Source organism: Pseudomonas sp. Snoq117.2 (assembly GCF_900110545.1).
In the GTDB taxonomy this organism is placed as follows: Bacteria; Pseudomonadota; Gammaproteobacteria; order Pseudomonadales; family Pseudomonadaceae; genus Chryseomonas; species Chryseomonas benzopyrenica.
Genome location: NZ_FOED01000006.1, coordinates 126,286 through 148,726, shown reverse-complemented (window position 1 = coordinate 148,726; position 22,441 = coordinate 126,286). Strand labels below are relative to the sequence as shown.

The 22,441-nt window shown below is 67.0% G+C and carries 26 protein-coding genes and 1 pseudogene; 13 read left to right on the top strand and 14 right to left on the bottom strand.

All coding sequences use genetic code 11. From position 1 onward, the window contains the following. The first annotated feature begins 66 nt into the window (after positions 1 to 66). Positions 67 to 1,008 carry a GNAT family N-acetyltransferase gene (locus BMZ43_RS16770; protein ID WP_093255038.1) on the top strand — a complete coding sequence of 314 codons (942 nt, stop codon included), beginning with the start codon at positions 67 to 69 and terminating at the stop codon, positions 1,006 to 1,008. On the opposite strand, the gene BMZ43_RS16765 is transcribed toward BMZ43_RS16770, so the two are convergent. The 5 genes from BMZ43_RS16765 to BMZ43_RS16745 all read right to left on the bottom strand — a co-directional run bounded on the left by BMZ43_RS16765 (position 1,005) and on the right by BMZ43_RS16745 (position 4,117). After that, positions 1,005 to 1,235, bottom strand: a complete 231-nt coding sequence (locus tag BMZ43_RS16765; protein WP_059313245.1) for a DUF2934 domain-containing protein — start codon at positions 1,233 to 1,235, stop codon at positions 1,005 to 1,007. The two genes, BMZ43_RS16770 and BMZ43_RS16765, sit on opposite strands and share 4 nt — an antisense overlap. 177 nt (positions 1,236 to 1,412) lie before the next feature. Then, positions 1,413 to 2,240, bottom strand: a complete 828-nt coding sequence (locus BMZ43_RS16760; protein ID WP_093255035.1) for an AraC family transcriptional regulator — start codon at positions 2,238 to 2,240, stop codon at positions 1,413 to 1,415. Between the two features lie 44 nt (positions 2,241 to 2,284). Beyond that, entirely contained in the window at positions 2,285 to 2,596 is a 312-nt protein-coding gene (locus BMZ43_RS16755; protein ID WP_093255032.1) for an AzlD domain-containing protein, read from the bottom strand. After that, the gene (locus BMZ43_RS16750; protein ID WP_017639590.1) at positions 2,593 to 3,285 is read right to left on the bottom strand and encodes an AzlC family ABC transporter permease; all 693 of its coding nucleotides are present in this window, start codon (positions 3,283 to 3,285) and stop codon (positions 2,593 to 2,595) included. Before BMZ43_RS16750 ends, BMZ43_RS16755 begins: the two co-directional genes overlap by 4 nt. 73 nt (positions 3,286 to 3,358) lie before the next feature. Continuing rightward, on the bottom strand, positions 3,359 to 4,117 hold the full coding sequence (locus BMZ43_RS16745; RefSeq protein WP_026083677.1) for a ParA family protein: 759 nt from the start codon (positions 4,115 to 4,117) through the stop codon (positions 3,359 to 3,361). Between the two features lie 229 nt (positions 4,118 to 4,346). Here BMZ43_RS16745 and BMZ43_RS16740 point away from each other — a divergent pair, with 229 nt between their 5' ends. Further along, the gene (locus BMZ43_RS16740) at positions 4,347 to 5,141 is read left to right on the top strand and encodes an OBAP family protein (RefSeq protein ID WP_017639588.1); all 795 of its coding nucleotides are present in this window, start codon (positions 4,347 to 4,349) and stop codon (positions 5,139 to 5,141) included. A 44-nt stretch (positions 5,142 to 5,185) separates the two neighbouring features. Further along, a complete protein-coding gene (locus BMZ43_RS16735; RefSeq protein ID WP_026083676.1) occupies positions 5,186 to 5,731 on the top strand; it encodes a GNAT family N-acetyltransferase in 546 nt (181 codons plus the stop codon). On the opposite strand, the gene BMZ43_RS16730 is transcribed toward BMZ43_RS16735, so the two are convergent. Together BMZ43_RS16730 and BMZ43_RS16725 are read right to left on the bottom strand one after the other, a co-directional pair. Beyond that, complete coding sequence (locus BMZ43_RS16730; protein ID WP_093255029.1) at positions 5,697 to 6,773, bottom strand: serine endopeptidase; 1,077 nt, start codon at positions 6,771 to 6,773, stop codon at positions 5,697 to 5,699. The two genes, BMZ43_RS16735 and BMZ43_RS16730, sit on opposite strands and share 35 nt — an antisense overlap. Before the next feature lie 81 nt (positions 6,774 to 6,854). Next, positions 6,855 to 6,986, bottom strand: a pseudogene (locus BMZ43_RS16725) (EamA family transporter); the annotation flags it as partial. A 126-nt stretch (positions 6,987 to 7,112) separates the two neighbouring features. On the opposite strand from BMZ43_RS16725, the gene BMZ43_RS16720 reads away from it, so the two are divergent. Both BMZ43_RS16720 and BMZ43_RS16715 read left to right on the top strand, forming a co-directional pair. Continuing rightward, on the top strand, positions 7,113 to 7,802 hold the full coding sequence (locus BMZ43_RS16720; RefSeq protein ID WP_017639584.1) for a YoaK family protein: 690 nt from the start codon (positions 7,113 to 7,115) through the stop codon (positions 7,800 to 7,802). Further along, complete coding sequence (locus tag BMZ43_RS16715; protein WP_017639583.1) at positions 7,799 to 9,424, top strand: ATP-binding response regulator; 1,626 nt, start codon at positions 7,799 to 7,801, stop codon at positions 9,422 to 9,424. The genes BMZ43_RS16720 and BMZ43_RS16715 overlap by 4 nt, the downstream gene beginning before the upstream one ends. Here the strand turns inward: BMZ43_RS16715 and BMZ43_RS16710 are convergent. Both BMZ43_RS16710 and BMZ43_RS16705 read right to left on the bottom strand, forming a co-directional pair. Continuing rightward, complete coding sequence (locus tag BMZ43_RS16710) at positions 9,417 to 10,058, bottom strand: LuxR C-terminal-related transcriptional regulator (protein ID WP_017639582.1); 642 nt, start codon at positions 10,056 to 10,058, stop codon at positions 9,417 to 9,419. The genes BMZ43_RS16715 and BMZ43_RS16710 overlap by 8 nt on opposite strands. 118 nt (positions 10,059 to 10,176) lie before the next feature. Then, complete coding sequence (locus BMZ43_RS16705) at positions 10,177 to 11,580, bottom strand: NorM family multidrug efflux MATE transporter (RefSeq protein WP_017639581.1); 1,404 nt, start codon at positions 11,578 to 11,580, stop codon at positions 10,177 to 10,179. A 106-nt stretch (positions 11,581 to 11,686) separates the two neighbouring features. Between BMZ43_RS16705 and BMZ43_RS16700 the strand changes: the two genes are divergently transcribed. The 3 genes from BMZ43_RS16700 (at position 11,687) to BMZ43_RS16690 (ending at position 15,068) form a co-directional block, all read left to right on the top strand. Then, positions 11,687 to 12,616, top strand: coding sequence for a LysR substrate-binding domain-containing protein (locus BMZ43_RS16700; protein ID WP_017639580.1), 930 nt, complete (start codon positions 11,687 to 11,689; stop codon positions 12,614 to 12,616). A 161-nt stretch (positions 12,617 to 12,777) separates the two neighbouring features. Continuing rightward, complete coding sequence (locus tag BMZ43_RS16695; protein WP_093255026.1) at positions 12,778 to 14,748, top strand: methyl-accepting chemotaxis protein; 1,971 nt, start codon at positions 12,778 to 12,780, stop codon at positions 14,746 to 14,748. Positions 14,749 to 14,876: 128 nt separating this feature from the next. Beyond that, positions 14,877 to 15,068, top strand: a complete 192-nt coding sequence (locus BMZ43_RS16690) for a hypothetical protein (RefSeq protein WP_017639578.1) — start codon at positions 14,877 to 14,879, stop codon at positions 15,066 to 15,068. Here the strand turns inward: BMZ43_RS16690 and BMZ43_RS16685 are convergent. Both BMZ43_RS16685 and BMZ43_RS16680 read right to left on the bottom strand, forming a co-directional pair. Continuing rightward, a complete protein-coding gene (locus BMZ43_RS16685) occupies positions 15,065 to 16,555 on the bottom strand; it encodes a YifB family Mg chelatase-like AAA ATPase (protein ID WP_093255023.1) in 1,491 nt (496 codons plus the stop codon). The genes BMZ43_RS16690 and BMZ43_RS16685 overlap by 4 nt on opposite strands. A gap of 62 nt (positions 16,556 to 16,617) precedes the next feature. Next, a complete protein-coding gene (locus BMZ43_RS16680; RefSeq protein WP_064306842.1) occupies positions 16,618 to 16,917 on the bottom strand; it encodes an accessory factor UbiK family protein in 300 nt (99 codons plus the stop codon). Between the two features lie 394 nt (positions 16,918 to 17,311). On the opposite strand from BMZ43_RS16680, the gene glnK reads away from it, so the two are divergent. The 4 genes from glnK to sutA all read left to right on the top strand — a co-directional run bounded on the left by glnK (position 17,312) and on the right by sutA (position 20,035). Beyond that, complete coding sequence (gene glnK / locus BMZ43_RS16675; RefSeq protein ID WP_003096476.1) at positions 17,312 to 17,650, top strand: P-II family nitrogen regulator; 339 nt, start codon at positions 17,312 to 17,314, stop codon at positions 17,648 to 17,650. 48 nt (positions 17,651 to 17,698) lie between these two features. Further along, positions 17,699 to 19,039, top strand: a complete 1,341-nt coding sequence (locus BMZ43_RS16670; RefSeq protein WP_026083673.1) for an ammonium transporter — start codon at positions 17,699 to 17,701, stop codon at positions 19,037 to 19,039. Positions 19,040 to 19,211: 172 nt separating this feature from the next. Further along, complete coding sequence (locus BMZ43_RS16665; protein WP_093255020.1) at positions 19,212 to 19,631, top strand: secondary thiamine-phosphate synthase enzyme YjbQ; 420 nt, start codon at positions 19,212 to 19,214, stop codon at positions 19,629 to 19,631. A 71-nt stretch (positions 19,632 to 19,702) separates the two neighbouring features. Continuing rightward, positions 19,703 to 20,035, top strand: coding sequence for a transcriptional regulator SutA (gene sutA, locus BMZ43_RS16660; RefSeq protein WP_017639573.1), 333 nt, complete (start codon positions 19,703 to 19,705; stop codon positions 20,033 to 20,035). Positions 20,036 to 20,299: 264 nt separating this feature from the next. Here the strand turns inward: sutA and BMZ43_RS16655 are convergent, their stop codons facing one another. Then, a complete protein-coding gene (locus BMZ43_RS16655) occupies positions 20,300 to 20,635 on the bottom strand; it encodes a hypothetical protein (RefSeq protein ID WP_037063249.1) in 336 nt (111 codons plus the stop codon). Positions 20,636 to 20,845: 210 nt separating this feature from the next. Continuing rightward, on the bottom strand, positions 20,846 to 21,058 hold the full coding sequence (locus tag BMZ43_RS26110; protein WP_143075271.1) for a hypothetical protein: 213 nt from the start codon (positions 21,056 to 21,058) through the stop codon (positions 20,846 to 20,848). Positions 21,059 to 21,365: 307 nt separating this feature from the next. On the opposite strand from BMZ43_RS26110, the gene BMZ43_RS16645 reads away from it, so the two are divergent. Continuing rightward, the gene (locus BMZ43_RS16645; RefSeq protein ID WP_093255015.1) at positions 21,366 to 21,704 is read left to right on the top strand and encodes a cupin domain-containing protein; all 339 of its coding nucleotides are present in this window, start codon (positions 21,366 to 21,368) and stop codon (positions 21,702 to 21,704) included. A 36-nt stretch (positions 21,705 to 21,740) separates the two neighbouring features. On the opposite strand, the gene BMZ43_RS16640 is transcribed toward BMZ43_RS16645, so the two are convergent. Further along, positions 21,741 to 22,094: a hypothetical protein gene (locus tag BMZ43_RS16640; RefSeq protein ID WP_093255012.1), complete on the bottom strand. Its 354-nt coding sequence runs from the start codon at positions 22,092 to 22,094 to the stop codon at positions 21,741 to 21,743. Positions 22,095 to 22,441 lie beyond the last annotated feature (347 nt).

Genomic DNA, 22,441 nt, shown 5'->3' with positions numbered 1-22,441 from the left:
CGATTGCCGCCCGGGCGCAAAGCCCCGGCCGGGCGGGTCCAAGGCCTACAGCCCAGGAGCCGCCCCATGTCCAGTCCCACCTTCAGTGTCAAACCCCTCACCGCCGCCGACCTGCCGGCCACCACCGAGGTGGTGCGCCTGGCGTTCGCCACCTGGATGGGCGCCGCCGAGCCGGGCGAGTTCTGGAACGACCGCGACTATGTGCGCAGTCGCTTCGCCGCGCCCCACACCGCCTGGTTCAAGGCCTGCGATGGCGCGCGGCTGGTCGGCGCCATCTGCGTCACCCGCTGGGGGCGCCACGGCATCCTCGGGCCGCTGGCGGTGCATCCGGACTACTGGGACGCCAAGGTGGCCAAGGCGCTGATGGGCGCCGCGGTCGCGCAGCTCGATGCCTGGCAGCTGGTGCATGCCGGACTCTTCACCTTTCCCGACAGTCCGCGCCACCTGGGGCTCTACCAGGGCTTTGGCTTCTGGCCGCGCACCCTGACCGCGGTGATGGCGCGTCCACTGCAGACGCACCCGGCACCGCCAACGCTGAGATTTTCCCTGTCGGCCGAGCCCGAGCGGCTGCTGGCCGCTTGCGCCGAGCTGGGCCGGGCCAATGCCCCGGGTCTGGATGTGTCCGCCGAAATGGCCGCCGTGCGCGAGCAGGGGCTGGGCGAGAGTCTGGTGCTGGAAGACGAGGCGGGACGGATGGAAGGCTTCGCCGTCTGCCATTTCGGTCCTCACAGTGAGGCGGGTACCGGCGTCTGCTATGTGAAGTGCGCTGCTGTCCTGCCGGGAGCGGGTGCGGAGGCGCGCTTCGCCCGATTGATCGCCGCCTGCGACGGCCTGGCCCGGGACCATGGCCAGCAGCGGCTGTTGGCTGGCGTCAACACCGCGCGCCGGGGTGCCTACCAGTGGCTGCTGGCCCAAGGCTTTCGCAGCGAGATCCTCGGCATCACCCTGCACCGGGGCGAAGCCCATTACGACCATCCCGAGGTCTGGCTGCTGGACGACTGGCGTTAGGCCTTGGTGCTGTCCTCAGCGGTCTTCTTGCGCGACCGACTGCGGGGCTTGGGCGCTGGTGGCGCGACGCTGCTCTGGATGCCGCCGACCTGGGTCAGGTTGTCGTCGGGCTGGTCTTCCAGTTCGCGGTTGGCCTGAAACCAGTGTTCGAAATCCTGGCCATGGGGACGGCCTTCGCGCTCCCAGATTTCATAGGCGCGCTGGCGGATGCGTTCTTCAAGATTCATGCAAAGGACCTCTGGTAGAAGGGCAGGGAAGCGCGGCCAAAGGGTCCGGCGCTCATCCTGACTAGGCCCGGTCAGGCGTTGAAAAGTTCTTCCCGGTTGGTGTGGCCCGGATACTGTTTCCGCTTGCCAGGCTCTGGCACGGGGTTCTGCACGGAAAGACCGTTCGTCGAGGTGTGGCTAGGTGTGCCAGGCACGGCGATAGGCGCCCGGGGCTACGCCATAGGCCTGCTTGAATTGGCGATTGAGATGACTCTGGTCGGCAAAGCCCAGCTGCAGGGCTACCTCCAGGGGCGCCCAGCCGGCGCGCAGCAGGCCCTGGGCGCGGGTCAGGCGCTGCTGCTTGAGCCAGGCGTGGGGCGGCAGGCCCGTCGCGCGGCGGAATACCCGCAGGAAATGAAAGGGCGACAGCCCCACTGCCCGGGCCAGTTCTTCGAGACTGGGTGGTTGCTGCAACTGCTGACCGAGCAATTCGCGGGCGCGCTGCACCGCCAGGGGTTCGCGGCCCGGTTCCGCCAGGGCACCCAGGCGGGCATGGCGGCCGAACAGCAGGAGCAGCGCCTCGCGCCAGGCGGTCTGCTGCTCCAGCGCCTCGGCGCCGCCATCGGCCAGCCGATGCAGCTGGCTGAAGGCCGCGCTCACCTGAGGGTCGTGCAGCACGCTGGTGGCGAAGGCCGGGGTGGCGTCCAGCGGGCGTCCCAGCTCGGCAAACACGGGGCCCAGCTGCGCCAGCGTCGGATAGAAGCCGCGGTACTGCCAGCCTTCCTCGACCGCCGTGGCCCCGGTGTGCAACTCGTCCGGATTGATCAGCACCATGCTGCCGGTCGCGGCCAGGTGTTCGGCGCCGCGATGACGAAAGCGCTGGGCGCCGCGTTCGATCACGGTGAACACATAGCCTTCGTGCACATGGGGGGCGAAGCGTTGGCGGCGGTACCGGGCATGCAGCAACTCGACACCGCCCAGTCCGCGCGCCGCCCAGAGGCGGGCGTTTTCTTGTGGTCCGTTCATGAGACTCTCAGGGCATCGACCGTGCCCGATTCCACCTTACCGCGCTACAGCAGCCAGCGCAGCAGATAGAACACCCCCACGCTCAGGATCACCGTGGTCAACACCTGCCGGGTCCACAGCATCAGCCCCACCGCGGCCAGGCCCGCGAGCAGATAGGGATCGACCAGGGTCGCAACCAGCGACTTTTCGCCCGAGAACAGGAGGGGACCGCAGATGGCGGTGAGCATCCCCGGCACGGCGAATTCCAGGAAGGTGCGCAGGTGGCGCCCCAGGCGCAGTGGTAGGCGCGGTTCGAGAAAGAGATAGCGATTGAAGAAGACCAGGGCGGCCATGCCCAGCACGGTGGCGAGGATCATTGCAGGCGCTCCCGCAGACGCCGCACCAAGAAGCCCACGCTCATGCCCGCCAGCCCGCCCAGCACCAGGGCGCCCTGCCACTGCAGGTGATGCAGCCAGACCGACACCAGCAACGCGGTGAGCACGCAGGCGACCGTGGCCAGATCCCGCACCAGGGGCACCACCAGGGCGATGAAGGTGGCGGCGATGGAAAAATCCAGGCCCAGGGCACCCAGGTCGGGCAGCACCCGCCCCAGCAGCAGGCCGGCCAGGGTGAAGAGATTCCACAGCAGGTAGAAGCTCAGGCCCATGCCTAGGGCGCGCCAGCGGTCGAAGCCCGCCGGTTGTTCGGCATGGTTAAGGGCGAAGAATTCGTCGGTGAGCAGAAAGCCGAAGCCCAGGCGCCAGGGCAGTGGTTGGGGCGCCAGCACCCGTCGCATATGCAGGCCATAGAGCAGGTGCTGGGAGGTCAGCAGCAGGGTGGTCAGTAGGATGGTGGCCAGGCCCGCGCCGGCCTTGAGCATGCCCAGGGCCACCAGTTGCGCCGCGCCGGCGAACACCAGCAGGGAGAAGGCCTGGCCTTCCAGCACGCTGAGGCCGGTCTCGATGGCCAGGGCGCCGACCAGGATGCCCCAGGGCGCGCAAGCCAGCGACAGCGGCATGATCTGCCAGGCGCCCTGCAGGAAGGCGCGGCGGCGGGAAGCGGTCATCGGCAGGGCTCCGGATAGCGGGGAAACCCCAGAGTGACGCCCCGCGCCCCGGCCTGTCTTGAACGTTCTTGCGCTACTTCTCCAGCAGGGCGAAGAGTTCCAGGTACTGCTTGGTCAGCTTGTGGCCAGGGTCCAGATGGATCAGCGGACGATGCTGCTGGTGGGATTCGCGCATCTTCACCGAGGCCATCAGCGGCGCCGCCAATACCGGCAGGTCGCGCGCCTGGAGTTCCTCGATCAGCTGGCGTGGGGTGCTGGCCTGGGCGTGGTACTGGTTGATGACGATGCCTTCGACGGTGAGCCTGTCGTTGTAGTCCTCGCGGATCTCGTCCAGCTCCTCGATCAGGTCGTACAGCGCCTGCTGGGCGAAGACATCGCAGTCGAAGGGGATCAGGCAGCGATCGGCGGCGATCAATGCCGAGATGCTGTAGAAGTTCAGCGCCGGCGGGGTATCCAGGTAGATGCGGTCATAGTCTTCGCCGAGCTTGTCGAGGTACTTGGCGAGCTTCTGGATCTTGTACTTGGATTCGAGCTTGAACTGCAGCTCGGTCAGCTCGCCCGAGGCGGCGATCAGATCCAGATTCGGCCAGGCGGTGGCATGGATGTTGGCCTGGGCCTTCTTGCCGCCACTCAGGGTCTGCTTGAAGAAGTCGGCGATGCCGTGGGGCAGGTCGTCGCCTACCTGGCCGGTGAGGTACTGGCTGGAGTTGGCCTGGGGATCGAGGTCCACCAGCAGGGTGCGATAGCCCTCGTGGGCGCTGATGGCCGCCAGGTTGCAGGCGATGCTGGACTTGCCGACGCCACCCTTCTTGTTGAAGACCACGCGGCGCAGGGCATGACCGGCTGGAGAGCTGTGTGCGTTCATTGAGTCGTCCCGACAGAAATGGAAAGCCAGAGGCACAAGGCCCGATCGACCGTTTCGCTTATACCGAAACGCCACGCTCGGACGATGACGAATTTATGGCCATTGCATGACAGCTGTATGACGAGACTAGCGCAACGGTGGAACCTTGGCGCCTGCTCGCCCTTCGAACTCGGCAAGCTTCCGCCGAGAATCCACCATGAATACCCGTCGACTTTCCACCTTGCTGCTGCTCGCCTGTGCTCCCCTGGCCCAGGCCGCCAACGATACCCAGTCGCCGGTACCGGTACCGGGTGCCCCTGCCCAGACCGATACCCGGGTGCTCGAAGCCGGCGCCGATGTCTTGCAGCGCAAACCGCCCATCGCCGCCCTCAATACCTACCTGGACGGCTTCCATTTCTACAATGGCCATCCCCACGGCCAGATGGAAGCCCACCACTATTGCAGCGTCCTGGGCGAAGAGATGTTCCAGTGCGTGATCTACGACGGCAACGTCGCCGACGCCAAGCTGATGGGGGTCGAGTACATCATCAGCGAGCGGCTGTTCAAGACCCTGCCCGAGGCCGAGAAGGCCCTCTGGCATAGTCACGTACACGAGGTGAAGTCGGGTCAGCTGGTCGCACCCGGCGTGCCCCAGGTGGCCGAGCACCGGCTGATGGACAAGCTGGTGCACACCTATGGCAAGACCTGGCACACCTGGCATACCGACCAGGATCTGCAGCTGCCCCTGGGCGTCCCCCAACTGATGATGGGCTTCACCGCCGACGGCCAGCTCGATCCCAAGCTGCTCGCCGAGCGTGACCGCCGCCTGGGCATTTCCAGCACCGAAACCAAGGCCGCCCGCGCCGATCTGCCAACCCCCACGGTCGCCCCCGGCGCCGACGCCTGGCAGCAGGGCAAGGTCATCCAGCTGCAGGACCCCACCGGCCAATTGCACAACCACGATGGCGAGCACACCGAGCAGGGCGTCAATACCAGTTCGAACAAGCCCTGAGGCTTGGGTTAGGCTCCGGTCAAGTAACCCTCTGGAGTCCGCCCGTGTCCTTGCCCACGTTGTATACGCCCCGCCTGCTGCTGCGGCCCTTGCAGCTGGAGGATGCCGGGGCGATCCAGCGGATCTTTCCGCAGTGGGAGATCGTGCGCTACCTCTCGGCCAGGGTGCCCTGGCCCTATCCCGCGGACGGTGCCCTGAGCTTCGTCCGTGATCTGGTCCTGCCCGGCATGGCCGCGGGTACTCACTGGTGCTGGACGCTACGGCTGCAGGCGCGACCGGACGAGCTGATCGGCTTGGCCAGTCTGCAGGAGGAGCCGGACAACCAGCGCGGCTTCTGGCTCGATCCCGGATACTGGCGGCAGGGTTTCATGAGCGAGGCCTGTGTCGAGCTCAATCGCTACTGGTTCCAGACACTCGCACGACCGAGTCTGCGGGTGACCAAGGTGATCGCCAACGAAGGCTCCCGCCGGCTGTCGCAGCGCGAAGGCATGCAGCGTATCGCCTGCCTGGAGATGGACAGCGTGAGCGGACGGCTCCCCGCGGAGTGCTGGGCGCTCACCCGGGCGCAGTGGTTGGCGCAGCAGGGGTAGTCACGGGCCCACGCGCCGCCGTCCCACACGCCTGGCAGAAGTGTGCGAAGGCACTCTTGCGGGTCTGGCAGGCGCCGCAGTGGTCGTGCAGGCCGATGCCGCAATGGGGGCAGAAGTCGATCCCCGGGTCCTTGAGGTCCACCGGCCGCTCGCAACCCGGACAGACGCCCTTGGCAAGGCGCGCCAGGGCGGTATCGTAGTGCAGCTCTTCGCGCCTCACGGTGTCCGGCTGGGCTTCCTTGAGCGCCAGGCGGGCGCGGTAGTCCTGCAGCGCGCGGATGGCATGGCGTCCACCCAGCACCGTCAGCAGGATGCCCACCAGATAGCGCACATAGCCGCCATAGCTGGGCAGATAGGGCACCAGCTCGACGAAAAAGGCGAACAGCGCGAAGAAGATGAAGCCCCAGACGAAGGGCCACCAGGTGCTCTTGCGCTGCCGGACGAACAGCCAGGCCGCCACCGCTAGCAGTGGGAGGGTCAGGGCCAGACGATAGAGAAAGACCCGCAGCTCGGCCTGCTGGCGGGCCTCCAGCCAGGCGGACTGCGCCGACTCGCCAAGGCTGGCCAGGGTGCGCTCGGCGGCGTTGGCGCGCTGCTCGGCATCCAGCAGCGCCTGTTCCTGGCGTTCGACCTGCTGCTCGGCTCTACGCTCACCGGCCTTGAGCTCGTCCAGGGCGCGACTGCGGGCGATCAGCTCCGCGTCCTGCTCGGGGCGCTGGGTGGTCTGGCGGGTGGCCAGCCAGTTGTCGAAGGTCTCGCGGTTGGCCTGGTAGCTGTGCGCCGCCGCGGTCTGCTGCAACTGGGCCTGGTCGAGGGCGTCCTGGGCCGCGCGTCGAGCCTGGTGCGCCTGGCGCTGGTCCCCACGGGCCGTGGCAGTGGCCACCGGGTCCATGAAGTCTTCCAGACCTTGCTGGCGCTCGACCTGGGGCAGATCGCCGACCAGGGTGCCACCCAGGCCGATCAGAAAGCCGGCGAACACCAACGCCAGCAGCCAGAGGCCGCGATTGAACCACTTTTCCGAAAGCCGCAACGATTTGCCCATGGATCCCTCCTGGTCGAAAGAAGGCTCAGCTTAGCCGCTCCCTGGTCCTCTCGCTCAGGCCAGCTTGATCGCCACCACCCCGGCGGCGAGGCCGGCGCCGATCTGGATCAGGCTGGCGGTGAGAAAGCGATCGAGACCGATCTTGAGCAGGGCGTTCCAGCCGGCGTGCAGCAGGGCGGCGAGCAGTACCAGGGCGAACAGGGGCGTGGTCACGAGGCCTCCGGCCAGGCGGATCCATCAGTCTAGCCCAGGGCGCCTTCCAGGAGGCCGCCCATGGCGCCAGGATCCCCGACGCCGCACACTGGCGGTCGTTTTCGCTGCCGCGCCAGGATGGCCGCCATGAATCCCTCTGCTGCTCTTCCGCCCCTCGCTCCGCCCGTGACGCCACGCCACGGTGCGGTCGGCCTGGCGCTGGTCGCCGGGCTGTCACTGCTGGCTGGCATGACCGATGCCATCGGCTTTCTCGCCACCGGCGATTTCGTTTCCTTCATGAGCGGTAATACCACCCGTCTAGCGGCCGATGTGGCGGCGGGTCGTTGGGCTGCCGTGGGGCACCTGGCGTTGGCCATCGCCACCTTCGTGCTGGGCAACGCCGGCGGCGTGCTGCTGCAGCGGCTGACCCGCCAGCGCGCCTGCCTGCTGCTCGGCCTGCTGGCCCTGCTGCTGGCCCTGGCGGCCAGCCTGCCCGCAGGGCGCCTGGCGCTGCTGACCGGGGTGTTCGCCATGGGCATGGTCAATGCGGTGGTGGAGCAGGTCTATGGCCTGCCCATCGGCCTCACCTACGTCACCGGCGCCCTGTCGCGCTTCGGGCGCGGTCTGGGTCACTGGCTGCTGGGCGAACGCCGTCGCGGCTGGCGCATCCAGCTGGTGCCCTGGCTGGGCATGCTGCTGGGCGGGGTGCTGGGCGCTGCCCTGGAGGCGGGCCTGGGTCTGGCGGCCTGGTATGCCTGCGCGGCACTGGCGGCAATTCTGGCGGTGATCTTTCGCCTGATCCCGCGAGCCTGGCAACTGGGTTATCTGGCGTCATGAGCGAAGCGACCCCTGCCCTGGGCGTCCGCGATCCCGAACTCGGCCAGGCCAAGGTTCGCCTGGCCTTCATCCTGCCGGCCTCGGCCTACATCATCGGCGCCTGGGCCTGCGGCCTGTTCGGTACCGCCGTCCTGCTAGCCAACCTGCTGTGCTACGCGCTGTTCGCCGTGGTGGCCATCGGACTGTTCTTCGAGGTCCGGCAGTGGCCGGGGGTGAAGCCCTGGCGGCGCCTCCTGGCCATGAGCCTGGACTTCAGCGCCATCACCTTTTCCTCCATCACCAGCGGCGAGGCCCTGCTGCCACTGTTCGGCGTGCTGCTCTGGGTCACGGTGGGCAATGGCCTGCGCTATGGGCGTGGCTACCTGTTGCTGGCCACCGGACTGTCACTGACCGCCCTGGCCGCCATCATCGCCGGGATGCCCTTTCTGCAACGCTATCCCACGGTGGCCCTGATGATGCTGGTGACCGCCCTGCTGGTGCCCGGCTACGTCTATTTCCTGCTGACCCGCATCCAGGATTCGCTGCGCGAGACCCAGGCCGCCAACCTGGCCAAGGCGCGCTTCCTGGCCCAGGCCAGCCATGACCTGCGCCAGCCGATCCATTCCATCGGCCTGTTCACCGCCTGCCTGCGCGACAGCCAGCTGAGCGCGGATCAGGGGCAGCTGGTGGACAACATCGACCGCTCGCTGCTGGGCGTCGAGCAGCTGTTCCGTTCGCTGTTGAACATCTACACCCTCGATCAGAAGCAGGTCAGCCCGCGGCGCACGGTGGTCGACCTGGATACCCTGGTCGACGACCTGATCCGGCAGAACGCCGAGGCGGCGCGCTGGGCGGGGGTGGAGATCCGTTGGCGCCCTTGCGGCCTGCAGGTCTACAGCGATCCGGCGTTGCTGCTCACCTCGCTGCAGAATCTGCTGTCCAACGCCCTCAAGTACGCGCCCGGCCAGCCCCTGCTGCTGGCGGTGCGCCGCCGTCAGGGCCGGCTCGCCCTGGTGGTCTACGACCAGGGCCCCGGCATCGCCGCCGAGCACCTGCCGCACCTGTGCGAAGAGTTCTATCGGGTACGGGAGACACGGGATCGCGACATCGAGGGGGTCGGCCTTGGCCTATCCATCGTGCAGCGCATCGCCACCTTGCTGGAACTGCAGCTGATCATCCGCTCGCGGCCTGGGCGGGGCACGGCGGTCAGCCTCCAGGGATTGCCACTGGCCGCCGTGCCGCTGGAGGCGCGGCCAAGACCGGCGAGCGGTCCCCAGCACCTGCTCGCCGGCTGGCGGGTGCTGCTCATCGAAGACGATGCCAATGTGCTGCTGGCCACCGCGACCCTGCTGCGCAGCTGGGGCTGCGAGGTCGCCACCGCCACCAGCATCCCCGCCGGTGCCGTGGCCTGCGATCTGGTGATCACCGATTTCGATCTGGATCGCAGTGCCTCGGGTGCCGACTGCATCGCCTATCTCAACCGGCTGCAGGGCCGACGCATTCCGGCCATCGTGGTGACCGGCCATGACATCCCGCAAGTCCAGCAGGCGCTGGGCGATGCCGAGATTCCGGTGCTGGCCAAGCCGGTACGACCGGCGGAGTTGCGCGCCCTGCTGCTGGCCTTTCGCGTCGCGGCTACCTGAGCGAACGCTGGGCGCCGAGGCCGGTCTTGGCACCAAAGGCGGCCGCTGCGGCGCGGGTGCCGACGCCCAGGGTGCGCAGCAGCGCGGACACATGGATGCGCACGGTAAAGGGCGAGATGGTCAGGACCCGCGCGATCTCCTTGTTGCTCAGGCCCTGGGTGATCAAGCCGAGTACCTCCAACTGCCGCGGCGTCAGCGCCTGCAGCCGGTTATCGGGTGCCAGGCTGGCCGGGGCCAGACTCGGCGTGGCGTAGCGCACCACCGGTTGCCCGGCGAGACAGTCGGCGATGGCCTCGGCCATGGCCGTCGGCGGCAGGGCCTTGCCGATGAAGCCATCCACGCCCGCCGCCAGGATGTGCTCGATCACCGTGGCGTCTTCGAGCATAGAGACCACGATCAGGGTGCTGCGCTTGAATTCCTGGCGCAGCGCGCGCAGCGAAAAACTCAGGTCCTGACCGGGATAGAGCAGGTCCAGCAGCAGGCCGCTGGGCGGCTCGCCCTGGCGCGCCAGTTCCAGGACCTGTTGCAGGCTGTCGGCCTGCTCCACCTGTGCCTGCGGCTGCAGCTGGCGCAGGATGCGCACCAGGCCTTCACGAAACAGCGGATGGTCGTCGGCGACGATGAAACGTTGCATCTCTGGCTATCCTGGGGCCGCAGACGCCGGTCGCAACTCCGGGGTGGCCCAAAGCCTTTAGTCTAGCGCAGCGGTCGAAAGTGGACCACTTGGTAAAATTCCTGGGCCGCCGCGGCGCTCACCCGTTTTGCGCCATGCCGCGCGTGGCGGCCAGCGGCTCCGGCGGGGCCTGCACAGGGCCTGCGCCCAGCTGCCGCCGCATCAGCCACTCGAAGGCGGCGGTCAGCAGCACGGCCGCGCAGGCCAGTCCCAGCGCCAGCCCCCACCACACCCCGTGCGGACCGAAGCCTGCGTGCACTCCCAGGAGCCAGGCGCTGCTGGCGCCGATCAGGCAATAGCAGAGCAGCCCGCCATAGAAGCCCAGACGCGCCTGGCGGATGCCGCGCAGGGCGCCCTGGGCGATGCTCTGGGTGCCGTCGAAGATGACGAACAGCGCAGCGATCAGCACCAGCTGCCGCGCTAGCTCGCTGACCGGACTGTGGGCATCTGGCAGGAACAGTCCCACCAACCATGCGGGAAAGCTCCAGAACAGCAGGGCGATGCCCAGCATCACCAGGGCGCCGCCGCCGATGGCCAGCCGCCCCACCAGCAGCGCCTCCCGTGGCCGGCCCGCGCCCTGATGCTGGCCGATGCGAATGCTGGTGGCATAGGACAGCCCCGCCGGCAGCATGAACACCAGGTACACCAGCTGGTTGGCGATCTGATTGGCCGCCAGCGCCGTGGCACCCAGGGCGCCCATGCACAGGGCCGCGGCGAGGAACAGGCAGGCCTCCACCGCATAGGTGCCGCTGATCGCCAGACCCTGGCCGAGGGTGTCGGCGAGGGCGCGGCGATCCGGGCGGCGCAGATAACGACGCAGGGGATAGGCGGCATAGGCCGGGTGCCGGGCGATATACAGCGCCAGCCCAAGGGCTGCGCCATTCATCACCACGGCGGTCACCGCGCCGATGCCCGCGAGCCCGGGCTGCGGCAGGCCGCCCCAGCCGTGCAGCAGGGCGAGGTTGAACAGGGCGTTGAGCACCGCCGCACCCAGGACGATGGTCAGCACCGGCCCGGGTCGTTCCAGGGCGCTGGTGAAGCCGCGCAGGGTCATGAACAGCAGGTGGCCGGGCAGGGCGAAGGCCAGGCAGCGCAGGAACACCCCAGCCGCCTGACGACTTTCTTCCGGCTGGCCGGCCAGGGCCAGCAGCGGCTCGATGTGCCACAGCAGGGTGCCGGCCAGCAGCGCCAGCACCCCGGCGATCCAGATTCCCGCCGCGGTCACCGCCGCTACCCCTTCGCTATCCCCCGCACCCCGGCGCAACGCCGCCAGGTTGGCCACCGCGGTGATCACCCCCACGCAGATCACCGAGACGAAGGAATAGACCGCAGCGCCCAGGCCGCCACCGGCCAGGGCGGCAGGCCCCAGGCGCCCCATCATCAGGGTGTCGGTGAAGACCATGGCCACATAGGCCAGCTGGGCGCCGATCAGGGGCAGGGCGAGACGCAACAGCGCGAGCAATTCGTGACGCGGCAGGGACATGGGGCGATCTCGCTGAACGGGAGGCGACTTTGACAAGAACTCATTGTTGGATGCGGTCGCGCCGCCCACAATCGGAAAATAGCCATGTCATCCATGAGTCTGAGTCATGCCTGAAGTCTCCACGCGGCTGCCGCCGCTGTACGCCTTGCGCGCCTTCGAGGCCGCCGCCCGCCATGGCTCCTTCACTCGCGCGGCCCAGGAATTGTCGCTGACCCAGAGCGCGGTCAGTCGCCATGTACGGACCCTGGAAGAGACCTTTGGCTGCCGCCTGTTCGAACGCGCCGGGCGTCAGCTGGCGCTGACCGAGCCCGGCAAGCTGCTCTTGCCCGGCCTGAGCGAAGGCTTCGAGGCGCTGGCGCGGGCCTGCGGCAATCTCGTCGTGGCGGAGGGCACCCTGAGGCTCAAGGCGCCCACCACCCTGTCACTGCGCTGGCTGCTGGCGCGTCTGGCGCGCTTTCGCCAGCTCAGTCCGCAACTGGACATCCAGCTCACCAGCGTCTGGATGGCCAGCGACCGGGTCGACTTCGTCCATGAACCCTTCGATTGCGCGGTGCTGCTCGGCAATGGCCGCTTCCCGGCGGATTGGGAGGTGGTGCCGCTGTTCGACGAGTGGCTGGTACCGGTCTGTTCGCCAGCCGCGGCCCGAGAGGGCGTCTGGGATGTGGCGCGCCTGCAACGGGAAGAGCTGCTGCATCCCACCTTCGACCGCCGCGACTGGCGTCGCTGGCTGCAGGCCATGGGCTTGACCCAGGCGGTGCCGCTCAGCGGCGGCCAGGTGTTCGACACCCTGGAACTGGGCATGGCTGCCGCCGCGCGTGGCTATGGGGTTTCCATCGGCGATCTGGTGATGCTCGCCGAGGACCTGGCGGCCGGGCTGATCGCCTTGCCCTGGCCAGCGGCCGTGGCCAGTGGCGATGCCTATTATCTGGTCTGGCCACGCAATCGTCGGGGGCAGGCACGCGTTCGCCAGCTGGGCGATTTTCTGCAGCGGGAGGTGGCGTCCCAGAGCCTGCCAGAGGTCATTCGCCACAAATAAGGCGCCAGACATCCGTCATTCGCTTTAGTTCGTCACGCTCCAGCCGATAAACTACTCGTTCATCGCTAAGAAGGCCGCCGTAGAGCGGCTCGTCCCTGATGTAGACCCTTGCCCTCAATTTTGTACTGCCCTACAGGGATGTAGGCGCTTTGGAGTCCTCTATGGTCGTTTCTCCGCGTCGTAGTATTGCCCGACAACTTGCCTTGGCCCTCAGTCTGGTACTGATTGTCGTGATCGCCGGCAGCTGTCTGTTCGCCCTGCATGCCTTGAGCGTGTCCATCGAAGGCACCCAGCGCAAGCACCTGGGCAGCGAGGCCCGGCTGCTCGCCGATCAGCAGCAGACCTTCCTCGGTACGCTCAAGGTCAGCACCCAGCGCCTTGCCAATCTGTTCGAGCGCCGCTTCGATGGCGGCCTTTCCCGCAGCAGCGAGCGTACCGTCGTCGCCGGCACCGATACCCCGGTGCTGCTCTACAAGGGCGAGGCGCTCAACAATGACTTCACCCAGGTCGATGATTTCACCCGCCTCACCGGCGGTACCGCCACCATCTTCGTGCGCGATGGCGACGACTTCACCCGCATCACCACCTCGCTGAAGAAGCAGGACGGCAGCCGCGCCATCGGCACTCGCCTGGACCGCAAGCATCCCGGCTATGCCGGTCTGCTGCAGGGCCAGACCTACGTGGGGCGTGCCCAGCTGTTCGGTCGCTCCTACATGACCCAGTACAGCCCGGTACGCGACACCCAGGGCCAGGTCATCGCCGTGCTCTATGTCGGCTTCGACTACACCGACGCCCAGGCCCAGCAACTGGCCCAGCTGACCCAGCTGCGCATCGGCGAGACCGGCTCCCTGGCCCTGCTCGACGAACAGGGCAACTGGCTGGTCCCGCCGGCCAATGCCAAGCAGACCGACGAATTGCTCGCCGACCTCAAGAGCGATCCCAAGCAGCACGTACATGGCTGGCAGGACGGCAATCAAGCCTTCCTCAGCGTCAGTGCGCCAGTCGCCGGCGAAGGCTGGACCGTGGTCGCCACCCTGCCCAAAGCCGAACTGGACGCCCCAGTGCATGCCGTTGGCCTGCGCCTGGCCATCGGCAGTCTGATCGCCCTGGTGCTGGCAGTGGTCGCTTCGGTCGTGCTGCTGCGCCGCAAGCTCAGCCCGCTGGGCCAGCTGGTGGAGCGGGCCCAGGCCCTGGGTCGCGGTCAGCTCAGCGTGCGCGTCGAGGCGCGCAGTCACGACGAGATCGGCGAACTCGCCCAGAGCTTCAACCAGATGGCCGATGCCCTGGCCTCCACCGTCGAGCAGGTTCGTGGCTCCTCGCGCGCGGTCACCGAGCGCTCCCAGCAACTGAGCCAGCTCTCCGACCAGACTCTCAGACGCTCCGCCGAGCAGTCCACCCAGATCGACAGCATGGCCAGCGCCGTGGAGGAATTCAGCGCCACCGCCCAGAACATCGCCGATGGCATGCAGCGCACCGAGCGCCTGGTGCAGGAAAACGCCCAGCAGACCCGCACCGGTACCCAGGCCATGCAGGGCGCCTCGGGTGCCCTGGAGCAGATTGCCGATTCCCTTGCCAGCACCGCCGAACTGATCAAGGGCCTGGATGGCCGCTCCCAGCAGATTGGCGGCATCATCGGCGTCATCAGCGGGATCGCCGAGCAGACCAACCTGCTGGCGCTCAACGCGGCCATCGAAGCGGCCCGCGCCGGTGAGCAAGGCCGTGGCTTCGCCGTGGTCGCCGATGAAGTCCGGCAATTGGCCGGTCGCACCAGCGAGGCCACCCGCGAGATCTCCCAGATGATCGGCGCGGTGCAGGGCGAGACCCAGCGCGCCATGGGCGCCATCGACGAAGGCAATCGCCTCATGGAGCAGGGCCTGGCGCGTAACGCCGATGTGGCCCAGGCGCTGCGCAGCATCGACCAGCAGGTCGCCGAGGCGGTGGAGCAATTCTCCGGCATCGCCCAGGCCACTGCCGAGCAGAGCACCACCGCCACGGCGCTGAGCCGCAACATCCAGGCGATCGCCGTGGACAACGCCGCCCAGCGCGATGCCGCCGAGGTACTGGCCGGTACCGCTGGCGAGCTGCGGCACCTGGCGGAAGACCTGAGCGCCGAAGTGGGCCGGTTCAGCTAGCCGGATCTTTCTGGCAGAACCGAAAGGGAGGCTCAGGCCTCCCTTTTTCATTCCTGCGCACCTTGGCGCTTGCCTGGCTGCAATACTCTGACTACTGTATGCAAATACAGTATAAGAGGAGGGGTGTCATGGGCGTATCCAACGAGGCGGTGCAGGCCGTCGAACGCATGCTGACCACGCTACGGGCGGAGCGCGACGACTATCGCGAGCTGGCCCACCAATGGCGGGCCATGTGCTTCGAGCTGGCGCAGGAAAACCAGGCGCTGCGAGATCGGCTGCAGGAGCCGCCGCGGCACTATGGTCCGCCTGCCGGCGTCTAGTGACTCGCCCGATACTGCAGCGCTTCGGCCAGCTGCGCCCGCTGGATCTCGGCCTGGCCGGCCAGATCGGCCAGGGTGCGGGCTACCTTGACCACCCGGTGCAGGGCGCGCAGGGACAGATTCAGCCGTTCGCCGGCGCCTTCCAGCCAGCGCTGATCGGCTTCGCTCAGGACACATACCTGGTGCAGCTGATCGAGGCCGAGCAGGGCGTTGGGGCGGCCCTGGCGCGCCAGTTGGATGGCCCGGGCCTCGGCGACCTGGCGTGCGGCCTCCGCCGTGGTGAGCTCGGCAGCCGGTGAGGCGCCCAGGCGCAGGTGCTCGCGGGCCACGGTCAGGTGGAGGTCGATGCGGTCCAGCAGCGGACCGGACAGCTTGCCCCTATAGCGCTGGATCTGCTCCGGACTGCAGCGACAGCGGCCGCTGGGGTCGCCCAGGTAGCCGCAAGGACAGGGATTCATCGCCGCCACCAGTTGGAAGCGCGCCGGAAAGCGTACCCGCTCGCGTGCCCGGGCGATGACGATCTCGCCACTTTCCAGGGGCTCGCGCAGCACCTCCAGCACCTTGCGATCGAATTCCGGCAACTCGTCGAGAAACAGCACCCCGCGATGGGCCAGGGTGATCTCGCCAGGCCCGGGGCGGCTGCCACCGCCCACCAGCGCCGGACCTGACGCCGAATGGTGCGGCTGACGAAAGGGTCGCTGCGGCCAGTGTTCCAGCGGCTCGGGTCCGGCCACCGAATGGATGGCGGCCACCTGCAGCGCCTCTTCCTCGTCCAGGGGCGGCAGGAGCCCTGGCAGGCGGCTGGCGAGCAGGGTCTTGCCGGTTCCTGGCGGTCCGGCGAGCAGCAGGTTGTGGGCACCGGCTGCAGCCACCACCAGGGCACGCTTGGCCGCCTGCTGTCCCTGGACCTCGGCGAGATCGGGATAGGGCAGCGGGGTGCGCAGCAGGCCGCTGGGCTGATAGGGCGCCAGCGGCGCCTGGCCGCTCAAATGGCCGGCGAGCTCCAATAGGTGATCGACCGCCAGCACCGTCAGGCCGCTGGCCAGGCAGGCTTCTTCGGCATTGGCACGAGGCACCACCAGGATACGGCCCGCCGTTCGGGCGGCCAGCGCCGCCGGCAGTATGCCGCGAATCGCCCGCACCGCGCCCGACAAGGCCAGCTCCCCCAGGCATTCGTAGCCGTCGAGGCCTTGCGCCGGCAGCTGCCCGCTGGCGGCGAGGATGCCGATGGCCAGGGCAAGGTCGAAGCGCCCGCCGTCTTTAGGGAGATCGGCGGGAGCGAGATTGAGGGTGATGCGGCGACTGGGGAATTCGAAACCGGCCGTGAGGATGGCGCTGCGCACCCGATCCTTGGCTTCGCGCACGGCGGTCTCCGGCAGGCCCACCAGGGTGAGGGCGGGCAGGCCATTGGCCAGGTGCGCCTCGACGACCACCGGCGGCGCTTCCACGCCCACCTGGGCGCGGGTATGAACGAGGGCAAGCGACATGATCTCTCCTTGATCGTGCTTCGCTAGACAGCAGGCTGCACCATCCTGGCGCGCCTTCAAGGTCAGTCGGCGGCGGCGACATCCGTGGCCGGGGTCACCGGCGGCTTCACGTCCTGGCTCCGGCTGTTCTCCAGCTCGTTCAGACGCGCTTCGAGAGCCTCCAGACGCGCACGCGTGCGGGCCAGCACCGCCATCTGCGCATCGAATTCATCACGGCTGACCACATCGAGCTTGCTCAGTGCACCCTGGAGCAGGGCCTTGAACTGGCTCTCGATTTCCGCCTTGGGCAGCGGCGAGTCCTGACCGAACAGCCGGCTGGCCTGCTGAGTCAGGGAGTCGAACAGCGAACGGGTCGTGGACATGGTTATTCCCTGCCTGTAATCAAAGCCCGAGTGTAGCACAGCGGCTCCTGTGCCCCGGACAGCCACGACTGCACCGCTTTGGTGCCATCCCCATGCCAGAGCTGTTCGCTGTTGGTGCAAAGTCCTGCCCCATGACCGGTGGTCTGCCCTGTCAGGAGGCGCGCCAGGCCCACCGGCCCCGGTAATACGGCCCCCTTCACAAACCTGGCAAGCTTTCTGCTACTGCCGAAGCAGAGACGGGCGTCAGCGGACGCCTGGGGTAGAGGCGCGCTCTGGCCGCTTCTGCCGTAACCACGGCGATTACCACGCCGACGGTTAAACAGACGGTCACTGCGCTAGACTTGGGCCGGGGTTTGTTTTCCTGGGGCAAGTCAACTCAATCGGGAGAAGTTTCATGAAACTAGTCACCGCCATCATCAAGCCGTTCAAGCTCGACGACGTGCGTGAGTCGCTGTCCGAGATCGGTGTGCAAGGCATCACCGTTACCGAGGTCAAGGGCTTTGGCCGTCAGAAGGGCCACACCGAGCTCTATCGCGGCGCCGAATACGTCGTCGACTTCCTGCCCAAGGTCAAGATCGACGTCGCCATTGCCGACGATCAACTCGATCGCGTCATCGAGGCCATCACCAAGGCCGCCAACACCGGCAAGATCGGTGACGGCAAGATCTTCGTGGTGAATCTCGAGCAAGCCATCCGCATCCGTACCGGCGAAACCGACACAGACGCCATCTGACGCGTTAACCGACCGCCCAACCCCACACGAGCCCCAGGAGAAACAACGATGACTCTGCGCACCTACGCAGGGCTAGGAGCCCTCATGTCTTTCGTAGCGCTGCCGGGCCTGGCCATGGCCCAGGAAGCGGCTGCGGCACCAGCAATCAACAGCGGCGATACGGCGTGGATGCTGATCTCGACGGCCCTGGTGCTGTTCATGACCATCCCTGGTCTCGCGCTGTTCTACGGCGGCATGGTGCGTGCCAAGAACGTCCTCTCGGTGATGATGCAGTGCTTCGCCATCACCGGTCTCATCAGCATACTGTGGATGGTCTACGGCTACAGCCTGGCCTTCGACACCACCGGCATGGAGAAGGGCGTCACCAATCTGAATTCCTTCATCGGTGGCCTGAGCAAGGCCTTCCTGTCCACCCTGGAGCATGATGCCGTCACCTCGGCTACCGCACTGTTCCCGGAAAGCGTCTTCGTCACCTTCCAGATGACCTTCGCCATCATCACCCCGGCGTTGATCGTCGGCGCCTTCGCCGAGCGCATGAAGTTCTCCGCCATGCTGGTCTTCACCGGCCTGTGGTTCACCTTCGTCTACGCCCCCATCGCCCACATGGTCTGGAGCGGTGACGGCGGCCTGATGTGGGACTGGGGCGTACTGGACTTCGCGGGTGGCACCGTGGTGCACATCAACGCCGGTGTGGCCGGCCTGGTCGCGGCCCTGGTCCTGGGCAAGCGCAAGGGCTATCCCACCACTCCCATGGCGCCGCACAACCTGGGCTATACCCTGGTCGGTGCCGCCATGCTGTGGGTCGGCTGGTTCGGCTTCAATGCCGGTTCCGCCGCCGCTGCCAACGGCACCGCCGGCATGGCCATGCTGACCACCCAGATCGCTACCGCCGCCGCCGCCCTGGGCTGGATGTTCGCCGAGTGGATCACCCACGGTAAGCCGAGCGCCCTGGGCATCGCCTCCGGCGTGGTCGCCGGTCTGGTGGCCATCACCCCGGCCGCCGGTACCGCCGGCCCTATGGGCGCCCTGATCATCGGTCTGGTTTCCGGTGTGGTGTGCTTCTTCACCGCCACCAGCCTCAAGCGCAAGCTGGGCTACGACGACTCCCTGGACGCCTTTGGCGTGCACGGCATCGGCGGCATCGTCGGCGCTCTGCTGACCGGGGTCTTCGCCGCCCCGGCCCTGGGGGGCTTCGGCACCGTCACCGATATCGGCGCCCAGCTGTTCATCCAGTTCAAGGGCGTGGCCTTCACCATCGTCTACACCGGCATCGTCACCTTCGTGATCCTCAAGGTGCTGGACGTGGTCATGGGTCTGAGAGTCAACGAAGAAGAGGAAACCGTGGGTCTGGACCTCACCCTGCACAACGAGCGTGGCTACAACCTGTAAGCCGCCGCTCTGGAAAAAGGCGCCGCGAGGCGCCTTTTTCACGTCTGCCGTACGGCCGGAACAACCGTCGTCCTGCTGTGTCTAGACTGCACGCCAGCGGTGTGCAATCACCGCTTTGCTTTTCCGATCGTCGCGCTAGAATGCGCGCCCAGTCAGTCGGCGGGGGTTGTTCATGTGGCTGCAGCGGACCTTTTCCCTGCGCGCGCGGGCGCGTGGTTTCCATCTCGTCACGGCTGAGGTGCTGGAGCAACTGCCCGAGCTTGGCGAATGCCGGATCGGCCTGCTGCACCTTTGGCTGCAGCACACCTCGGCCTCGTTGACCATCAACGAGAATGCCGACGGGGCGGTGCGCCGTGACTTCGAGCGGTTCTTCAATCAGCTGGTGCCCCAGGGGCAGGCCGGTTACGAGCACGACTACGAAGGCCCGGACGACCTGCCTGCGCATTTCAAGAGCAGTCTGCTCGGCTGCAGCCTGAGCCTACCGGTCCAGGCCGGGCGCCTGGCGCTGGGAACCTGGCAGGGCATCTACCTGGGCGAGCATCGCGACCAGGGTGGCGCGCGGCGGCTGATCGCGACGCTGCAAGGCGAATAGCCAGGAATTTTTTTTAAGAGGCCGCGTCAAAACGCGCGGTCCGATTTTGCCAAAGTCTGTGGAGGCGGTTTATGAGCGACGAAGATCTGGAGCAGGACGACCTGGAGACCGGGGCGGAAGAAGAGGGCGATAACGAAGACTTCGCTGCCGCAACCGACGACGCCGAGCAAGAGGAAAGCGGCGAAAGCGAAACACCCGCGTCCGGCAGCAAGGCCAAGAAGAAGCGCGAAGCCGAGCCCGAGGAACTGCCTTCGGTGGAAGCCAAGCAGCGTGAGCGGGATGCGTTAGAAAAGGCCATGCAGGACTTTCTGGCCCGCGGTGGCAAGGTGCAGGAGATCGACGCCAATGTGGTCGCCGATCCGCCCAAGAAGCCCGACAGCAAGTATGGCAGTCGGCCCATCTAGGACCACGCCATACCGCCTTCGAAACCCCGCCTCGGCGGGGTTTCGTCTATCTGGCAGTTACAGCAGCGCCATCACCATGATGAAGCCGGTAAAGGCCGCAGCCATGGTCGCAAGGCAGGCCATGCAGATTACATCATCTCTCTCATACATGTTGGCAACGCCCTAAAGCCTAATGGGGTGATGGCATTTTGCTCCTCTGGCAAACATCTCCCTGTGTGGCTCATCGCAAAAGGCCACCATCTCGCCGCCGCGATGCCAAGCAGTTCACCAATGCCGGGGTGGTCCGTAATAGGGTCGCGCCTCATAGGCCGGCGGATAGGCGTAGTAGCCCGGCGGTGCCGGCCGCCAACGCGGCGCGGCATAACCCGGTTGCGGATAGGGCTGGTAGTAGCTGTAGGGGTAGCGATCCCTGCGGTAATAGGGGTGGTGCCGGTGATGCCGTCGAAATTCGCCCGCCGGCAGGAATTCGCCGCCCTCAGCGACGGCTGCGGCGCCGCCCGCCCAGGGTTGTCCTCGATCGGGGCCTTCATGGGCGGCGGCCAGGCCGCTGGCGGTCAGGGTGGCGGTCAACAGCAGAATCAACGACGCTCGCGATGCCATGGTGTTCTCCTCGCGGCGCTCGATAGGCCGCGTCACCATGAAACACCTTTGGCGGTCAGCGGACGTCAGGCCAGGTAAAGGTCCGGTAAGCCCGCCCGTCCACTCAGCCCCAATCGAGGCCCTGCATGCCCACGGCGACGATCAGCGCCATGGCCAGCAGGCCGATACCGCACATCAGGATGGTCAGCTCCAGTTGATCCAGACGTCGCTTCATCCCTGCCACCAGTGCCAGAGGGTAAAGCCGACCAGCGCCAGCACCAGGCCGAGAAACAACCGGTTCAGCCATAAGCTGACGCCGCTCAGCACCCTGAACCAGAGGGGTACGGCCGGCTCGGCGGCACGCGGGCCGGGCTGGTCGATGGCTGGTTGAGGCAGGGCGCCGGACAGGGCAGGGGCGATGAGGGGAATCGAGGGAATCGGCATGCAGTAAGCGCCTCCGTGCGCCTGGTGCGAGGTCTGGCTGACCGCAGCGGCCAACCGGGGTCGAGCGACGCCCTTGATCGGCGGCCACCCCTGCGATCGATCATCGCCGAAAATCTTGGCGATCGGGTGACGGGCTCCCGAAAAGGTCGGGCGGATCGCACTCTTGACGGCAAATGGCAGAGCACCTGAGGCCATGGCGGCGACTCCTGGATGGCGCGGATCCCTTCGAGACTTGAGCGCCTGGTCGGACAGGCGCAGTCTGGATGACCTTAGCGCACCCTGGCGCGAGGCCCTGTGGAAAAACGTCATGACCAATCTGTTTCGCGACCTGCCCGATGCCTCCGCCGCGGAGGTGTTCACGTCCCTGCTGGCGCGACCCGGTTGCCGCATCGAACGCATCGTTTCCCATGGCCAGACGACGCCAGCGCAGACGCCCTATCGGCAGGCCCATGAGGAATGGGTGCTGCTGCTGCGGGGCGCCGCGCGGATCGCCCTGGAAGGGCGGGAGGTGGCGCTCGAGCCAGGGGATACGCTGCTCATCCCCGCCCACGCCGAGCACTGGGTGACCTATACCGATCCCACAGTCGCCACGGTGTGGCTGGCTCTTCATCTCGACGTGGTGGGCGGAGCCCAGACGCCGGCGTGAGGGCGATGGCGCCTGATGCTCTTTCGACAGCCGTCGCTAGCTGACCAGGGTCACCGGGCCATGGTCGTCGCAGTGGCCGTCATGGACATGATGCAGCCGGCCATCCACCAGGTAGTCGACATGATCGCCGTGGGGCACGGCTTCATGACCGCAATCGGGCCCATGGACGTGGTCGGCCGCATGGCCGCTGCTCTGGCCATGGGTGCAGTGATCCGGATTGGTCGCATTGACCTCCAGCACGTGCTCGTCCACGTGATCGCCATGCATGTGGTGCAGATGGCCGTCGTGGAGATAGTCGACGTGGCCCGCGTGCTCGATGGCGGTGTGGCCACAGTTCGGACCGTGCTGGTGGCTGTGATTGGCGTGATGCTTTTGGCTGCAGGTGCTCATGGTGCTGACTCCAGAAAGGGTGGGTGTCGGGCGACGCCGTGCCATTAAAAAGTCTGAAGTGGGTAGAGAGTCAAGATCGTCCGGGCGGGTTTCGCAAAGGATTGCGGCCGTCTAGGACGGGCCTTGGCACCCTTGGGAGCAGGAGCAGGAGCAGGAGCAGGAGGGGGGTGCTGGGCCGCAAGGGAAGGGGCGTGACGAGATGGCGACGCCTGCAGGCTGGCTTGCCCATATAGCAGGCACAAAAAAACCGGCGCTAGGCCGGTTTCTCTGATTTCCAGATCCCGCAGGATCTGGAAGCTTGTCTTGGTGCCCAGGGACGGAATCGAACCGCCGACACGTAGCAACAC

What these genes read in the sequence shown, in the direction of transcription:
- BMZ43_RS16760 (WP_093255035.1), bottom strand. Translation starts at nt 2,240, where the DNA reads ATGAACGGACCACAAGAAAACGCCCGCCTCTGGGCGGCGCGCGGACTG.
- BMZ43_RS16710 (WP_017639582.1), bottom strand. Translation starts at nt 10,058, where the DNA reads ATGCAACGTTTCATCGTCGCCGACGACCATCCGCTGTTTCGTGAAGGC.
- BMZ43_RS26110 (WP_143075271.1), bottom strand. Translation starts at nt 21,058, where the DNA reads ATGCCGATTCCCTCGATTCCCCTCATCGCCCCTGCCCTGTCCGGCGCC.
- BMZ43_RS16705 (WP_017639581.1), bottom strand. Translation starts at nt 11,580, where the DNA reads ATGTCCCTGCCGCGTCACGAATTGCTCGCGCTGTTGCGTCTCGCCCTG.
- BMZ43_RS16645 (WP_093255015.1), top strand. Translation starts at nt 21,366, where the DNA reads ATGACCAATCTGTTTCGCGACCTGCCCGATGCCTCCGCCGCGGAGGTG.
- BMZ43_RS16715 (WP_017639583.1), top strand. Translation starts at nt 7,799, where the DNA reads ATGAGCGAAGCGACCCCTGCCCTGGGCGTCCGCGATCCCGAACTCGGC.
- BMZ43_RS16750 (WP_017639590.1), bottom strand. Translation starts at nt 3,285, where the DNA reads ATGACCGCTTCCCGCCGCCGCGCCTTCCTGCAGGGCGCCTGGCAGATC.
- sutA (WP_017639573.1), top strand. Translation starts at nt 19,703, where the DNA reads ATGAGCGACGAAGATCTGGAGCAGGACGACCTGGAGACCGGGGCGGAA.
- BMZ43_RS16730 (WP_093255029.1), bottom strand. Translation starts at nt 6,773, where the DNA reads ATGGGCAAATCGTTGCGGCTTTCGGAAAAGTGGTTCAATCGCGGCCTC.
- BMZ43_RS16665 (WP_093255020.1), top strand. Translation starts at nt 19,212, where the DNA reads ATGTGGCTGCAGCGGACCTTTTCCCTGCGCGCGCGGGCGCGTGGTTTC.
- BMZ43_RS16770 (WP_093255038.1), top strand. Translation starts at nt 67, where the DNA reads ATGTCCAGTCCCACCTTCAGTGTCAAACCCCTCACCGCCGCCGACCTG.
- glnK (WP_003096476.1), top strand. Translation starts at nt 17,312, where the DNA reads ATGAAACTAGTCACCGCCATCATCAAGCCGTTCAAGCTCGACGACGTG.
- BMZ43_RS16740 (WP_017639588.1), top strand. Translation starts at nt 4,347, where the DNA reads ATGAATACCCGTCGACTTTCCACCTTGCTGCTGCTCGCCTGTGCTCCC.
- BMZ43_RS16690 (WP_017639578.1), top strand. Translation starts at nt 14,877, where the DNA reads ATGGGCGTATCCAACGAGGCGGTGCAGGCCGTCGAACGCATGCTGACC.
- BMZ43_RS16695 (WP_093255026.1), top strand. Translation starts at nt 12,778, where the DNA reads ATGGTCGTTTCTCCGCGTCGTAGTATTGCCCGACAACTTGCCTTGGCC.
- BMZ43_RS16680 (WP_064306842.1), bottom strand. Translation starts at nt 16,917, where the DNA reads ATGTCCACGACCCGTTCGCTGTTCGACTCCCTGACTCAGCAGGCCAGC.
- BMZ43_RS16670 (WP_026083673.1), top strand. Translation starts at nt 17,699, where the DNA reads ATGACTCTGCGCACCTACGCAGGGCTAGGAGCCCTCATGTCTTTCGTA.
- BMZ43_RS16700 (WP_017639580.1), top strand. Translation starts at nt 11,687, where the DNA reads ATGCCTGAAGTCTCCACGCGGCTGCCGCCGCTGTACGCCTTGCGCGCC.
- BMZ43_RS16720 (WP_017639584.1), top strand. Translation starts at nt 7,113, where the DNA reads ATGAATCCCTCTGCTGCTCTTCCGCCCCTCGCTCCGCCCGTGACGCCA.
- BMZ43_RS16755 (WP_093255032.1), bottom strand. Translation starts at nt 2,596, where the DNA reads ATGATCCTCGCCACCGTGCTGGGCATGGCCGCCCTGGTCTTCTTCAAT.
- BMZ43_RS16655 (WP_037063249.1), bottom strand. Translation starts at nt 20,635, where the DNA reads ATGGCATCGCGAGCGTCGTTGATTCTGCTGTTGACCGCCACCCTGACC.
- BMZ43_RS16765 (WP_059313245.1), bottom strand. Translation starts at nt 1,235, where the DNA reads ATGAATCTTGAAGAACGCATCCGCCAGCGCGCCTATGAAATCTGGGAG.
- BMZ43_RS16685 (WP_093255023.1), bottom strand. Translation starts at nt 16,555, where the DNA reads ATGTCGCTTGCCCTCGTTCATACCCGCGCCCAGGTGGGCGTGGAAGCG.
- BMZ43_RS16640 (WP_093255012.1), bottom strand. Translation starts at nt 22,094, where the DNA reads ATGAGCACCTGCAGCCAAAAGCATCACGCCAATCACAGCCACCAGCAC.